Origin of the sequence: Brucella sp. HL-2 (genome assembly GCF_025846885.2) — a bacterium.
Classification (GTDB): Bacteria; Pseudomonadota; Alphaproteobacteria; order Rhizobiales; family Rhizobiaceae; genus Brucella; species Brucella quorumnocens.
The window spans coordinates 513,536-526,772 of record NZ_JAOYTK010000002.1 but is presented as its reverse complement, the minus strand read 5'-3'; the positions used below and the strand labels follow the sequence as shown (position 1 = coordinate 526,772).

Sequence of the window (13,237 nt, the reverse complement as noted above, 5' to 3'; positions counted from 1 at the left end):
GTAAGGTTGATAGTATCGTCGGGTCGTGACGCAGATTCTTGCTCTTTTCAGGAAACGATTGATCGGCAGCATAATCGTGCTGCTGATTGTTATCATTGGTTGTTTTCTGATGCTGGAAACAGCTCCCGGCGACGCTGTGGATGCCTATGCCGTCAGTTTTGGCGGCGATGCTGCAGCTATTGCCGAAATGCGCGCACGCTGGGGGCTGGATCAGTCAATCTGGCACCGGCTCGGCGCTTATCTTGCCTCCCTTGTTCAAGGCAATCTTGGGTGGTCCGTCAGTTTTAATCGCCCCATTCTCGACGTGATCTTTGAGCGTTTGCCCAACACATTGTTGCTTATGGGTGCTGCGACTGCGCTGTCTTTTGCCGTCGGGTCAGCTTTGGGTATTGTGGCCGGTGCAAAGCCCGGCAGCTTCCGCGACCGTTTTCTGTCTGTCGCTTCGCTTGTGCTTTATGCCATTCCCGGTTTCTGGTTGGCGCTGGTGTTGGTGATCCTCTTTTCGATCCGGTTGCGTTGGCTGCCGTCGAGCGGGATCGAAACCATTGCCTCCGGTAAAGAAGGATGGGCTCGCGCCATCGATATAGCGCGCCATTTAGTGCTGCCAGTTGTGTCGCTGGCGCTAATCTATCTGGCGCTTTATCTCCGTGTCATGCGTGCTTCGATGGCTGATATCTGGCGCATGGATTTTGTCCGTGCGTTGAAAGCGCGCGGTATCTCGCGCCCACGCATTGTGTTGCGGCACGTGGCGCGCAATGCATTGCTGCCGCTTGTGACCATGCTTGGGCTGCAAGCCGCCTCCATGCTTGGCGGGAGTGTTGTGATCGAAAGCGTTTTTGCCGTGCCGGGTCTCGGACGACTGGCGCAGGAGGCAGTTGCAAGCCGTGACACACCGTTGTTGCTTGGTGTCATTCTGACAAGCGCAATCATGGTGATCGTGGTCAATATCCTCGTCGATCTTCTTTATCTCTGGCTCGATCCGCGCATTACTGCGGGAAAGGCCGGATCGTGAGCGGGTTCAAACGCTATTTCGGGACCGGTGAGGGCATTGCGGGTGCGATTATTCTGCTTGTATTGATTGCTGCGGCTTTCTTCGCGCCCATGCTCTTTCCCGGTGATCCACTGCGCATTGTTGCAACACCTTTGCTTGCCCCCTTCGACAATGCGTCTTTTCCGCTTGGAACAGACCGGTTGGGTCGCGATGTGCTGGCCGAGCTCTTTCATGCAAGTCGCACATCGCTGATCGTGGGCCTTGCCGCCGCTGCCGCTTCCATCATGATAGGAAGCATCGTCGGCACGTTGGCGGGGTTCGCTGGCGGACTGGTTGATGAAGTGCTGATGCGAATAACGGAAGCTTTTCAGACCGTACCGGGCTTTCTCCTGGCGCTTGCTTTGGTCAGCATTGCCGGACCGTCGCTTTCAGTATTGGTTGCTGCAATCGCCCTGTCGAGCTGGACGCAGGCCGCACGTCTTACACGTGGGCAGGTGCTGTCTATCCGCGAGCGAGACTATGTCGCGTCTGCTCGCGTTATTGGAATGCATCCGCTGGAGATTGCTTTCCGGCAGATATTGCCCAATGCATTGCCGCCAGTTTTGGCGCTTGTGCCGGTTATTGTTGCATCCGCTATTCTGATTGAAGCCGCCTTGTCATTTCTCGGATTGGGTGATCCCAATCGTGTGACATGGGGCGGCATGATCGCTGAAGGGCGCACGGTCCTGCGTTCTGCGCCGTGGCTGTCGATCTTACCGGGGCTGGCACTGGCGCTTACTGTTGTCAGCGTTTACCTCGCAGGCGAGGGGATTACGAATACGACTGCACGACGAGAGATGCAATCATGAGCCTTCTCGTTCAGCTTGAAAATTTCAGTGTTCACTATGGTCGGGATGCGGCTCTGCACGATGTTGCTCTGGATATAAAAGCCGGAGAAATCCTCGCTATTATTGGTGAAAGCGGCTCCGGCAAGAGCACTCTGGCGCTGGCAATAGCCGATCTTCTGCCTGTCAATGCTACGGTGTCGGGCTACATCAATTGGCGAGATGGGCAGCCGAAGCCGGGCCGCGATATCGGGTTTGTATTTCAAGACCCAGCTTCGAGCTTCGATCCGCTGATGCGTGTTGGCGCGCAACTGGTTGAGACAATTCGCGCTCACGAAAAGGTCGACGGCAAAGCGGCAAAACGCAAAGCGATCAGGCTTTTAGAACGGGTTCATATTCTCGAACCGGAAGACAGTTTCTTGCGATATCCGCATCAGTTTTCTGGTGGTCAGAAGCAGCGCATCGCCATAGCTCTTGCCATCGCTGCAAATCCGCGTGTGTTGATTGCCGATGAGCCGACAAGTGCGCTCGATACAATCGTGCAGAAGGAAATCGTGACGCTCCTGCGCGAACTGGTGCGCGCAGATGGCATGACGTTGATTTTCATCACGCATGACATTGCACTGGCCTCAAATCTGGCAGATCGCATTGCTGTATTTCATCGTGGTGAGCTTTTGGAATGCAGCACCGCGCGCGCGATTATTGGCAATCCACAAAGCGACTATACGAAGGCGCTCATCAGTGCCGTTCCCACGCTGGGGCCAATTCATGGATAAGGCTCTGCTGCAGGCAAGCGAACTCAGTGTGCGCTACGGCGATAAGCTCGCACTTGAACGGGTAAGCCTTGAAATCTTCCAAGGTGAAACGCTGGCGCTCGTTGGTCCTTCGGGCAGCGGAAAATCTACGCTTGCGCGCGCATTGTTGCGACTACATACGCTTGATACAGGATCAATCCATTTCGAGGGCGAAGATTGGCTCAGACCACAAGGTTCGGTTCTTCGCAGGCGTCGCGCACGCTTACAGATGGTATTTCAGGATCCGCTTTCCGCATTCAATCCGCGTGCGACTGTGCATGAAGTGCTTCGCGAGCCGCTGCGTATTCACGGGCTGAAACGCGATATTGCCGAGCTTATGCAGAAGGTCGGCCTTGATCCCAAACTGGCGACACGCGGTGTGCATGAGATTTCCGGCGGTCAGCGTCAGCGGGTCGCAATAGCACGTGCACTTGCCACATCGCCATCGCTCATCGTTCTGGATGAAGCTGTCTCGGCACTTGATGTTACGGTGCGTGGTGCAATTCTGAAATTGTTGCAGGAGATACAGAAGGCCGAAGGCACGGCCTATCTGTTCATCACGCATGATCTGGCGGTTGCTGCACAAATGGCGGACCGCATTGCGGTGATGGAGCGCGGGCGGATTATTGAATGTCGCCCGACGCAGGAGCTGATCGCAGCGCCGCAAGCGCCTGTTACAAAGGCGCTTATCGAAGCTGTTCCGAGGGTTCTGGTTTAGACCTTCCCAAGCTCGATCGAACGCTTGCGCGCGGCGTCAACGGCCTCGGCAACCAGATTCTTGAGGCGATCTTCTCCCATCAAAATGTCCAGTGCAGCTGCAGTGGTACCTTTGGGGCTTGTCACCTGTTCGCGCAGTTTTGTCGGGCTGTCGTTGCTTGCAGATGCAAGTGCACCGGCGCCCATCACAGTTTGCATCGCAAGCAATGCAGCGGTTTCACGCGGAAGACCAGCGGTGACGCCGGCATCGGTCAGAGCTTCAATGAAATGGAACACATAAGCAGGGCCGGAGCCGGAAACAGCGGTCACCGCATCCATCTGCGCTTCATCATCGATGCTTGCCACCTTGCCGGATGTCTTGAGAAGGCTTTTTACAAAAGCCGCATCATCCTCACTCACATTGGCGTTCTTGTAGGTCACAAGCATGCCCTTGCCGATTGCAGCCGGTGTATTGGGCATGCAGCGCATGATCCGGGCGTCACCGCCAAGATGCTGTTCAAAGAATGAAACCGGGATGCCTGCTGCCACGCTGACAAAGGTCGCGTTCGGTGCAAAACGCTTATAAGCAGGCAATACGTCGCCCATGACCTGTGGTTTGACCGCAATGAGGATCATACGCGGGTTCAGATCATCGGAAAGGGAGTCCGCACTCGAGCAGGCATTAACTCCAGCGCCAGCCGCGCGGCTCTGAAGTGCCTCTGATGGTTCGACAACATGCACATTCTCGGATTGCAAAATGCCGCTGTCGAGCCAGCCTTTCAGCATGGCGAAACCCATATTGCCGCAACCAACGAGAATAACTGTATCTTGCATGAGAATGTTCCGCCTTCATGAATCGAGTGTTGAAGCACTGTCGTTTATTGTGTCCGGTATAGCCTTCCGTAGACACAAATCGCAAGGCTGGATGGCAAAAAGTCCGAAGGGTGATACGGCTTTATCAGTCCAAACTTGGGAGAAATTCGTTGTTGAATATAAGTGGTTTTATAGATAACTCTCGTTTCTGAGATTGAACATTGACTGATAATTCTATTGTAAAACATCGCTTTAAAAGGTGAAGCAAATGCTTGGAAGAGCTTTCCATATCGTGCGTGTCGCTGCGATTGCGGCAGGTGTCATGGTTGCCGGTATCATGGCTGCAGGTGCAGCAGCTGCTGAAAAACCTACCGGTCCCAAATGGGGTGTTGAAGAAATCAGCAAACTGTCTGATACCGATCTTGTGGTTTCGTCACCTGCGGGAAAAGCCTTTATGGACAAGCTGGCTCCAGATCACGAAAAGGCTTGTGGCAAACCAGACGAAAATCGCCCTGATTTTGATGAGTTCTGCTCATGGGCCTTTAATAATGATGAGGCAGATTTTGATATCCTGCTTGGTATCAAAGACAACAAGATTGTCAGCTTTGTAGCATCCTCTGTGCCTGAAAAGAGCGATGTCTGGCTGTGTGAAAAGACGCAGAAGGACATTCCTGAAAGCGATTTGCAGACCTGTAATGTTCGCTCTGCCGATGAAAAGAGCCGCACGCATTGGTCAGCAAGCTGGGAAAGCTTCCTGAACTCGATCAACTAAACCCTTGGGTCGTTGATGGTTATATTGAGCGACGCTGACGCAAGTTAGCGTCGCTCTCAATTTATAATTTTGCTGTGATTTATTGATTGCTTACTTTTTCTGTTCCAAGATGCTGAGCAAATAGCATTGAGGGGAACAATGGATCCGGCCTTAACGACTGGCGTGCCGCCTGCGGAAGCATTTACCCATGTCCGCATCATCATCGGCATCATTCTTGGTCTTTGCGTATCACGCCTTCTGACGGGCTTTGCGCGGTTTATCCAGCATCCGGGGAAGCAGAAAATCTATCCGGTTCATCTGGCGTGGGTGGCCTTCATTCTGCTTTCGGTCATCCATTTCTGGTGGTTCGAGTTCAGTCTGAGAACCATTCATCTTTGGACATTCGAGAAATATTTCTTCGTGATCTTCTACGCTGGGCTTTATTTCCTGCTGTGCACGCTGCTCTTTCCGGACAGCATGGAGGAATATACAGGCTATCGGGATTACTTTATTTCTCGGCGCAAATGGTTCTTCGGCATTCTCGCACTGGTTTATGTCGCCGACGTCATCGACACCCTTCTCAAGGGGATGGAACATTATCAGCTTTACGGGATCGAGTATCCTATTCGCGTGGGTGCGCTGATTGCGGGAAGTCTTATCGCGATGTTCACCGATAATCGGCGCTATCATGCGATATTCGTGACCGTCGCACTCCTATATGAAATAGCCTTCACACTAAGGCATTTTGCGACTTTATCCTGAAACTTCAGCTTTCGAGATTGTCATATCCATTGATGACGCTTATTGGCATGTCTGCTGGATAAAGGCGATGTATCCCAAGGCATCGCTTGTCTAGAGCGCTTGTCGGTCTGAACGGAACAGACCAGCGCTCTAATTATTTGATTGAAGCGTATCTTATCCGAAAGCCGTTTCGCACCTTTCGGGATACGCTCTTAAACGGAGCATTCGATATGGCCCAATTGATCGATGGCAAGAAGCTCGCCGAAGATGTGGTTTCCACGGTAAAGCGTGAGACCGAAAAGCTCGTTAGTGCGACCGGGGTTGTACCTGGCATTGCAGTGGTGATTGTCGGCGAAGACCCGGCAAGCCAGGTCTATGTTGCCTCGAAGGGCAAAAAGGCCAAGGAATGCGGTTTTGTATCCGTTCAGCACGATTTGGCTGAAGATGCAACTGAAGTCGAACTTCTCGATCTGATCGACAGCCTCAACAATGATCCGGCCATCCACGGTATTCTGGTGCAGCTTCCGCTGCCAAAACACATCGATTCAGGTCGTGTGATCCAGACTATTTCGCCGGAAAAGGACGTCGACGGCTTCCATTTCATCAATGTAGGCAAGCTTGGCACAGGTGAGCTGGATACAGCTTTTGTTCCATGCACTCCGGCTGGCGCAATGATCATGATCGAGCGTGTTCATGGCCGCGATTTGTCGGGCCTGAATGCCGTGGTGATTGGCCGTTCCAACATCGTCGGCAAGCCGATGTTCAATCTGCTGTTGGCAGCAAATGCGACTGTGACCGTTGCTCATAGCCGTACCAAGGACCTGCCTGCGATTGCGCGCACTGCCGATATTCTGGTTGCCGCTGTCGGTCGCCCGCAGATGGTAAAAGGCGATTGGGTCAAGCCCGGCGCGACAGTAATTGATGTGGGTATCAACCGCATTCCTGCGCCTGAAAAGGGTGAAGGCAAAACACGTCTAGTTGGCGATGTTGATTTTGCAGATGCGGAAAAATTGGCCGGTGCCATCACGCCGGTTCCCGGTGGCGTTGGTCCGATGACCATTGCCATGCTTATGGCAAATACACTGACAGCTGCCTGCCGCAGTGTTGACTTCGAAAAGCCAGTATTTTGACGCAATTTAAAGGCGTTTTTCGCGCCTTTTCTTGAATAATTGTCCAGCTTGAGAGGCAAGGCGGCTTAAAAACCGCTTTGCCTTATTTCATTGGCGTCGTCTTTCAGAAGACGGAAGCACCTTCATCGGCACGGCCAGCAATCTGACGGAAGGCGCGGAAGAGTTCACGCCCCATTCCGTGCTCGTTGCCCGAAAGGTCCGGGCGCTGTTCGCTGCGCTCAGCAAGAAGAGCATCATTGATAAGCACTTCCAGCGTTCCATTCACCGCATCAAGCCGCACAATATCGCCGTTGCGGATTTTACCGATTGCACCGCCGTCGAGGGCTTCCGGGGTCACGTGGATTGCGGAAGGTACTTTGCCGGATGCGCCAGAAAGACGCCCATCAGTAACGAGTGCTACCCGCTGACCACGATCCTGCAAAATGCCAAGCACGGTCATCAACTTGTGCAGTTCCGGCATACCATTGGCTTTCGGTCCCTGATAGCGGACAACTGCGATGAAATCGCCAGTGAGATCACCCGCCTTGAATGCGGCCTGCAATTCCGACTGATCATTGAAGACTTTTGCAGGTGCTTCAATAACATGGCGTTCGGGCTTCACGGCTGAAACCTTGATGATCGCGTTGCCGATATTGCCAGTCAAAACCTTGATGCCGCCTGACGGCTGGAACGGCGAATGGATCTTCGCCAGAACCTTGTCGTCACCGCTTTTTTCAGACACCGGCTCGCGCACGACATTGCCATCGGCACCGAGCTTGGGTTCGATCGCGTATGGTCGCAACCCTTCGCCCCAGACTGTGCGGACATCTTCGTGCAGAATGCCGCCGTCAAGCAGCTCACGGATCAGGAAGCCCATACCGCCTGCAGCATGGAAATGGTTTACATCGGCAAGTCCATTTGGATAAACGCGGGCCAGCAAAGGCACTACGTCAGAAATCTCCGAAATATCCTGCCATGTGAGCTTAATGCCTGCCGCAGCCGCCATGGCGATCAGGTGAATCGTATGATTGGTCGAGCCGCCTGTGGCGTTCAACCCAATGATACCGTTCACAAAAGAGCGCTCATCGAGCATCTCACCGACTGGTGTATATTCGTTGCCGCATGCGGTGATCGCCAGCGCGCGTTTGGCCGCTTCGCGGGTAAGGGCGTCACGCAGAGGTGTGCCCGGATTGATGAAGGATGAACCGGGCAAATGCAGCCCCATGATTTCCATCAGCATCTGGTTGGAGTTTGCCGTGCCATAGAATGTGCAGGTGCCCGGACCGTGGTAGGATTTCGATTCAGAGATCAGCAATTCCGTACGCCCAACCTTGCCTTCGGCATAAAGCTGACGGGTCTTGGCTTTCTCATCGTTCGGCAAGCCGCTCGTCATGGGACCAGCCGGAATGAACACCGCAGGCAGATGCCCGAACGTCAGGGCGCCGATGATTAGTCCCGGCACGATCTTGTCGCATACGCCGAGGTAGACGGCAGCATCGAACATATCGTGCGAGAGGCCAACGGCTGTGGCCATGGCGATCACTTCGCGTGAGAACAGCGAAAGTTCCATGCCAGCGAAACCTTGTGTGACGCCGTCGCACATTGCTGGCACACCACCTGCGACCTGTGCCACACCGCCAGCTTCACGGGCAGCCTTGCGGATCAGCTCAGGATAGGTCTCAAACGGCTGATGCGCCGAGAGCATGTCATTATAAGCGGTGATAATGCCCAAATTGGGCACGACATCGGCGGTGAGTGCCGCCTTGTCATTCGGGCCGCAGGCTGCAAAACCATGAGCGAGATTGGCACATCCAAGCACAGCGCGATGCGGTTTCTTGGATGCAGCCTCGCGGACGCGTCCAAGATATGCCTCGCGGCTTGGTTTCGAGCGCTCAACGATGCGCTCGGTAATTTCCTTGATGCGGATATGTGCAGTCTGCGTCGTCATGGGTATCACCTGCTAAAATAGTGCGAGGTTTGCCTGTGGTTTATTCCAATAGAGCGCCGTGCGCCTTCTTGGTCGCACAAAGGTCACTCTAACACTCCATATTTACAGCATAATTTTACCTTAAACTGATTCAGGTTTAAGGAATTATGCTGTAGCCCGAATGCAAACTGCTGCGTTCTTAACTGGAACTGATCTAACTGGTCCAGTAAAGCTGGATCGGCTTGCGGGCATGGCGGAATACCGCACGCACCGGCATTTCAGTCTCGTCATCGCCAGCCAGCGCTTGCTCAAGTGTCGCCTGCTTGGCCGCACCTTCAATGTGCAGAACCAGCATATCGGCTTCAGCGAGCAATGGCAGCGTAAGGGTCAGGCGCTTCTCGCCAGCACCTTCGGCATGGATTGGCAGAACTACGGCCTTTGTTGTCGGGTCAATCGCCTGATCGAGCCTGTCGGCATTAGGGAAGAACGATGCCGTGTGGCCATCATTGCCCATGCCGAGCACAACGACGTCAAAAGGACGGCGCAGTGCATCGATACGATTGGCGGCAGCAAGAGCTGCAGTTTCAGCTGTTGCGGCCGGATTATAAAGACCGACGAACTTCGCAACACCTGCATGATCGCGCAATAGATGATCGCGCACCAGCTTTTCGTTTGAACGTTCGTTTGTTGGGGGTACGAAACGCTCATCGACAAGCGTGATTGTGACGAGCGTCCAGTCGATCATCTTGCGTGATAGGATGTCAAACAGCTTGAGCGGCGTTGTGCCGCCGGAAACAGCGAGTGTCGCTTGCCCCCGCTCAGCGATAGCGGCAGCCAGCTTGTTCGCAATCGCTTCAGAAAGCGACTGTGCCAGTTCCGTTCCGCTGGTGAAATCGTGCCGTTCGATGCTCATGCCATACCTTTCAAGTCAGGACAGTCCAGAGCGAGCACCCCTTGTCGGGTATTCGCGCTCGCTCTTTCTTTTTTGGCACAAAGACTGATCCGGAATTTTCTGTCAACGTTTCTTCCGGGTTTGGGGGTCTCGTGCGTAGAACGGTTCCAGTTAAGATTGAATCGTTGGAACCGCTCTAACTATTGGCTTTGACGCATTATCCAGCGCTAGAGCGTGTCGCGCTTAATCGCACCCATGGCGCTCGCTCTAGATTCTTTTAACTGTCGCATGTTCGCGGGAGCTCAAATGAATCCATTTGAGCGCGACATGCTTTAGAGACTTTCGTGCCAGGTCCGTCCATCGCGCTCGATAAGAGCGATGGAAGACGATGGGCCCCATGTACCTGACGTGTAACCCTGAACCTGCTGGTTGTTCAATTCCCATCCCTGAAGGATCGGATCAACCCAGCGCCATGCAGCTTCCACTTCATCGCGGCGCATGAACAGTGTCTGATTGCCTCGGACAACGTCCATGATCAGGCGTTCATAAGCATCCGGGTTGCGTTCGCTGAACGATTCCGCAAAGCTCATGTCCAATGGAACGTGACGCAGGCGCATTCCGCCCGGACCTGGATCCTTAATCATCAGCCACTGCTTCACGCCTTCATCAGGCTGCAAACGAATGACGAGCTGGTTGGCCACAACCTTACCAGCATTTTCACCGAAGATCGAATGCGGGATCGGCTTAAAAGTGACGACGATTTCCGACACGCGGGTGGCAAGACGCTTGCCGGTGCGCAGGTAGAAAGGAACGCCTGCCCAACGCCAGTTGTCGATTTCTGCTTTGAGCGCCACGAAGGTTTCCGTGTTGCTGGTGTCGCTGCCGAGATCTTCCAGATAACCCTTGACCGGGCCGCCTGCAGACGCGCCGGCGCGATACTGACCACGAACGGTAACATCTTCAACATTGGCGGTCGTGATTGGCTTCAGCGAGCGAAGCACCTTGACCTTTTCGTCATGCACTGCATCGGCTTCGAGTGACGAAGGCGGTTCCATAGCGACGAGGCAAAGCAACTGGAGAATATGGTTCTGCACCATATCGCGCAGCGCGCCAGCGGTATTGTAATAACCGGCACGACCTTCAAGGCCGACAGCTTCAGCAACTGTGATCTGCACGTGGTCGATATGCGCCGAATTCCAGAGCGGCTCATAGAGTGCATTGGCAAAGCGCAGAGCCATAAGGTTCTGAACGGTTTCCTTGCCGAGATAATGATCGATACGGAAAATCTGATCTTCGCGGAAAACGCTGCCGATCGTGTCGTTAAGCGCATTGGCGGATTCAAGATCGCGACCAATTGGCTTTTCAACGATGATGCGCGTGTCGCGAGTGATCAGGCCGTGCGTCTTGAGGCGGCTGGCAATGTCACCGAACAGAGTCGGGCTTACGGCAAGATAGAAAGCGCGGATCTTCTCTGGCTTTTTGCCAATGGCTTCCTTGAGAGCGGCCCAACCATCTTCAGACTTCGCATCGACTGCAACATAGGTAAGACGCGCAATAAATGCTTCGACTTCCTTGGCGTCGATTTCCGAAGCCTTCACGTGCTCGTTGATCGCATCCCGTGCAAACTTGCGATATTCCTCATCTGTCATAGCGCTACGCGAAGCGCCGATGATGCGTGTCGGCTCACTGAGCTGACCTGCACGCTGACGCTGATACAGCGCAGGAATCAGTTTGCGTTCGGCAAGATCGCCGGAACCGCCGAAAACGATGCAATCGAAGGGCTCTACCGGTATTATCTGGCTGGTCATATATTGCTCTCTTCCACTTCTAACGCAAATCAGTCTGCTACAGCATCGGCCCAAAAATCGGAATCGATTTTTGGAAAGTACGATGCGTAGATTAATAGTTCAGAGCGTCCTTTGTACGCCCAAGAGGGCGCAGGGCGCTCTAATAGCAGAATGCGATTTTCGTACAGCCTCTGTCTATAATTTAATCGATTTAAATTCAACCATCCAATGTAACATTCTCGCGAATGTTGCCAATTACAGCTGTCATTGCATCTCGGTTAACCGCATATGCATAGATGACATGTTCAACATAGAGCCATATTCAGGCATGAACACAGCAGTGCTGAACAAAGTTTTTACTGATTTGACGGGCGGATCATATCCTACATCCGCAAAAGGAGAATGACATGAAGAGGCTGCAGGACAAGGTTGCGATTATCACAGGTGCTGGATCTGGTTTCGGTTCTGCCATAGCGCGCCGCTTTGCAGCTGAGGGCGCCAAGGTTGTGCTGGCCGATGTGAATGTGAAAAGTCTGGAAGACGAACTTGCCGATATCGGCAAAGATGCGTTGTCCGTGCAGGCTGATGTGTCACGCAAGGATGATATGGAACGACTGGCACGTGCGGCTTTTGATAAGTTCGGTCGCATCGATATCATGGTCAACAATGCGGGTTTCACGCATCGCAATATGCCTTTGACGGAAGTGGATGAGCACGCGTTTGATCTCATCAATGCGGTCAACATGAAGGCGATCTACCATTCGACGCTGCTGGTCGTGCCAATCATGGAACATCAGGGCAGCGGCGTGATCATCAACACTGCATCTGCAATGGCCAATCGTCCGCGCAAAGGTCTTACGTGGTTTGCTGCGTCCAAAGGCTGGGTTGTAAGCGCGACCAAGGCGATGGCGCTGGAACTCGCCGAAAAGAATATTCGCGTCAACTGTATTTGCCCCGCTGAAAGCGACGGCGAAGCTTTAGGGATGTTTCTCGCAGAAGACACCCCCGCGGCACGCGAGAGCCTGAAAGGCACGATCCCGCTTGGCCGGTTCTCGAAGCCAGAAGACATTGCAGAGGCAGCGCTTTTCCTGGCGTCGGATGCATCATCGATGATTACGGGAACAGCACTCAGCGTTGATGGCGGTTATTCGATTTAGAGCGCATCCCTAAAAGCGTGAAACGGTTTTCGGACAAAGATGCGCGTTAAAACATACTGTTAGAGCGCCGATCTGATCCAACCAGATCGGCGCTCTAACTGCCTGCTTCACACAGGAAATCGTTGAATATAGCCTCCAGCTTTTCATGGCGCTCCGTAGCCATGCGGCTTCCGCTTTCTGTTTTGAATCCGGAAGCAAGCTTGAACAATTTGGCTCGGAAGTGATCAAGCGCATAGCGTTTGTCATCAAGTGGGCGGCTTTCTGCCTTTGGGTCTTGCCAATCATAAAGCGCGCTGCCCATACGGCCTGCGATGTAAAAGCAGCGTGCTGCCCCAATGACACCGATTGCATCGAGCCGGTCCGCATCTTGTAAAATCTTAGCCTCAACAGTGCGTGGCTCGATATTGGCTGAGAAGCTATGTGCCTCAATTGCATGCGCTGTTGCTGCGATCCGTTCTTCACTCCAGCTAAGTTCACGCAGCAGGCTGGTTGCTTTTTCCGCAGCAAATCTTGAAGCGCGGTGGCGATCAGGTGCGTTTTTTTCTACGCTCACACAATCATGCAGGAGAGCGGCTGCGCATAATACTTCTGCGTCGCCGCCCTCAGTCTGCTGAATGATGGCCGCATTTTTCCATACGCGAGCAAGGTGGGAGAGATCATGTGATCCGTCCTCATGGCTGTCGAGTGCGTGTGGCAAAAGCTTTGCTGCAAGTACGTCATAGGGCGCAAAAATTTGTGTTGTCATGGCTTGTCTC

General features: G+C 53.5%; 13 protein-coding genes. 8 read left to right on the top strand and 5 right to left on the bottom strand.

Annotated elements, in window-relative coordinates; all coding sequences use genetic code 11:
- The first annotated feature begins 25 nt into the window (after positions 1 to 25).
- The 4 genes from OIV19_RS05665 to OIV19_RS05650 are packed head-to-tail and all read left to right on the top strand — an operon-like array spanning position 26 to position 3,327.
- Positions 26 to 1,012, top strand: a complete 987-nt coding sequence (locus OIV19_RS05665; RefSeq protein ID WP_264230936.1) for an ABC transporter permease — start codon at positions 26 to 28, stop codon at positions 1,010 to 1,012.
- Complete coding sequence (locus tag OIV19_RS05660; RefSeq protein WP_264230935.1) at positions 1,009 to 1,839, top strand: ABC transporter permease; 831 nt, start codon at positions 1,009 to 1,011, stop codon at positions 1,837 to 1,839. Before OIV19_RS05665 ends, OIV19_RS05660 begins: the two co-directional genes overlap by 4 nt.
- Entirely contained in the window at positions 1,836 to 2,591 is a 756-nt protein-coding gene (locus OIV19_RS05655) for an ABC transporter ATP-binding protein (protein ID WP_264230934.1), read from the top strand. Before OIV19_RS05660 ends, OIV19_RS05655 begins: the two co-directional genes overlap by 4 nt.
- Positions 2,584 to 3,327: an ABC transporter ATP-binding protein gene (locus OIV19_RS05650; protein ID WP_264230933.1), complete on the top strand. Its 744-nt coding sequence runs from the start codon at positions 2,584 to 2,586 to the stop codon at positions 3,325 to 3,327. The genes OIV19_RS05655 and OIV19_RS05650 overlap by 8 nt, the downstream gene beginning before the upstream one ends.
- On the opposite strand, the gene proC is transcribed toward OIV19_RS05650, so the two are convergent.
- Positions 3,324 to 4,139 (bottom strand): pyrroline-5-carboxylate reductase, encoded by an 816-nt coding sequence (gene proC, locus OIV19_RS05645; protein WP_264230932.1) that lies wholly within the window; start codon positions 4,137 to 4,139, stop codon positions 3,324 to 3,326. The two genes, OIV19_RS05650 and proC, sit on opposite strands and share 4 nt — an antisense overlap.
- A 247-nt stretch (positions 4,140 to 4,386) precedes the next feature.
- Here proC and OIV19_RS05640 point away from each other — a divergent pair, with 247 nt between their 5' ends.
- From OIV19_RS05640 to folD, 3 genes are all read left to right on the top strand, one after another.
- Positions 4,387 to 4,890 carry a hypothetical protein gene (locus OIV19_RS05640; protein ID WP_264230931.1) on the top strand — a complete coding sequence of 168 codons (504 nt, stop codon included), beginning with the start codon at positions 4,387 to 4,389 and terminating at the stop codon, positions 4,888 to 4,890.
- Between the two features lie 138 nt (positions 4,891 to 5,028).
- Complete coding sequence (locus tag OIV19_RS05635; protein WP_151091618.1) at positions 5,029 to 5,631, top strand: hypothetical protein; 603 nt, start codon at positions 5,029 to 5,031, stop codon at positions 5,629 to 5,631.
- 209 nt (positions 5,632 to 5,840) lie between these two features.
- Positions 5,841 to 6,740, top strand: a complete 900-nt coding sequence (gene folD, locus OIV19_RS05630; RefSeq protein WP_264230930.1) for a bifunctional methylenetetrahydrofolate dehydrogenase/methenyltetrahydrofolate cyclohydrolase FolD — start codon at positions 5,841 to 5,843, stop codon at positions 6,738 to 6,740.
- 103 nt (positions 6,741 to 6,843) lie between these two features.
- Here the strand turns inward: folD and edd are convergent, their stop codons facing one another.
- From edd to zwf, 3 genes are all read right to left on the bottom strand, one after another.
- Positions 6,844 to 8,667, bottom strand: coding sequence for a phosphogluconate dehydratase (edd, locus tag OIV19_RS05625; protein ID WP_264230929.1), 1,824 nt, complete (start codon positions 8,665 to 8,667; stop codon positions 6,844 to 6,846).
- Positions 8,668 to 8,860: 193 nt separating this feature from the next.
- The gene (pgl, locus tag OIV19_RS05620) at positions 8,861 to 9,559 is read right to left on the bottom strand and encodes a 6-phosphogluconolactonase (protein ID WP_095444568.1); all 699 of its coding nucleotides are present in this window, start codon (positions 9,557 to 9,559) and stop codon (positions 8,861 to 8,863) included.
- Positions 9,560 to 9,870: 311 nt separating this feature from the next.
- On the bottom strand, positions 9,871 to 11,346 hold the full coding sequence (gene zwf / locus OIV19_RS05615; RefSeq protein ID WP_151091614.1) for a glucose-6-phosphate dehydrogenase: 1,476 nt from the start codon (positions 11,344 to 11,346) through the stop codon (positions 9,871 to 9,873).
- 386 nt (positions 11,347 to 11,732) lie between these two features.
- On the opposite strand from zwf, the gene OIV19_RS05610 reads away from it, so the two are divergent.
- Positions 11,733 to 12,482, top strand: coding sequence for an SDR family oxidoreductase (locus OIV19_RS05610; protein WP_264230928.1), 750 nt, complete (start codon positions 11,733 to 11,735; stop codon positions 12,480 to 12,482).
- A gap of 94 nt (positions 12,483 to 12,576) precedes the next feature.
- Here the strand turns inward: OIV19_RS05610 and OIV19_RS05605 are convergent, their stop codons facing one another.
- Positions 12,577 to 13,227: an HD domain-containing protein gene (locus OIV19_RS05605; RefSeq protein ID WP_264230927.1), complete on the bottom strand. Its 651-nt coding sequence runs from the start codon at positions 13,225 to 13,227 to the stop codon at positions 12,577 to 12,579.
- Between the last annotated feature and the right edge of the window lie 10 nt (positions 13,228 to 13,237).

Excerpts from the sequence above, each read along its gene's own strand:
- OIV19_RS05650 (WP_264230933.1), top strand. The coding sequence starts at position 2,584 with ATGGATAAGGCTCTGCTGCAGGCAAGCGAACTCAGTGTGCGCTACGGC.
- folD (WP_264230930.1), top strand. The coding sequence starts at position 5,841 with ATGGCCCAATTGATCGATGGCAAGAAGCTCGCCGAAGATGTGGTTTCC.
- OIV19_RS05610 (WP_264230928.1), top strand. The coding sequence starts at position 11,733 with ATGAAGAGGCTGCAGGACAAGGTTGCGATTATCACAGGTGCTGGATCT.
- edd (WP_264230929.1), bottom strand. The coding sequence starts at position 8,667 with ATGACGACGCAGACTGCACATATCCGCATCAAGGAAATTACCGAGCGC.
- zwf (WP_151091614.1), bottom strand. The coding sequence starts at position 11,346 with ATGACCAGCCAGATAATACCGGTAGAGCCCTTCGATTGCATCGTTTTC.
- OIV19_RS05635 (WP_151091618.1), top strand. The coding sequence starts at position 5,029 with ATGGATCCGGCCTTAACGACTGGCGTGCCGCCTGCGGAAGCATTTACC.
- OIV19_RS05655 (WP_264230934.1), top strand. The coding sequence starts at position 1,836 with ATGAGCCTTCTCGTTCAGCTTGAAAATTTCAGTGTTCACTATGGTCGG.
- OIV19_RS05640 (WP_264230931.1), top strand. The coding sequence starts at position 4,387 with ATGCTTGGAAGAGCTTTCCATATCGTGCGTGTCGCTGCGATTGCGGCA.
- pgl (WP_095444568.1), bottom strand. The coding sequence starts at position 9,559 with ATGAGCATCGAACGGCACGATTTCACCAGCGGAACGGAACTGGCACAG.
- proC (WP_264230932.1), bottom strand. The coding sequence starts at position 4,139 with ATGCAAGATACAGTTATTCTCGTTGGTTGCGGCAATATGGGTTTCGCC.
- OIV19_RS05605 (WP_264230927.1), bottom strand. The coding sequence starts at position 13,227 with ATGACAACACAAATTTTTGCGCCCTATGACGTACTTGCAGCAAAGCTT.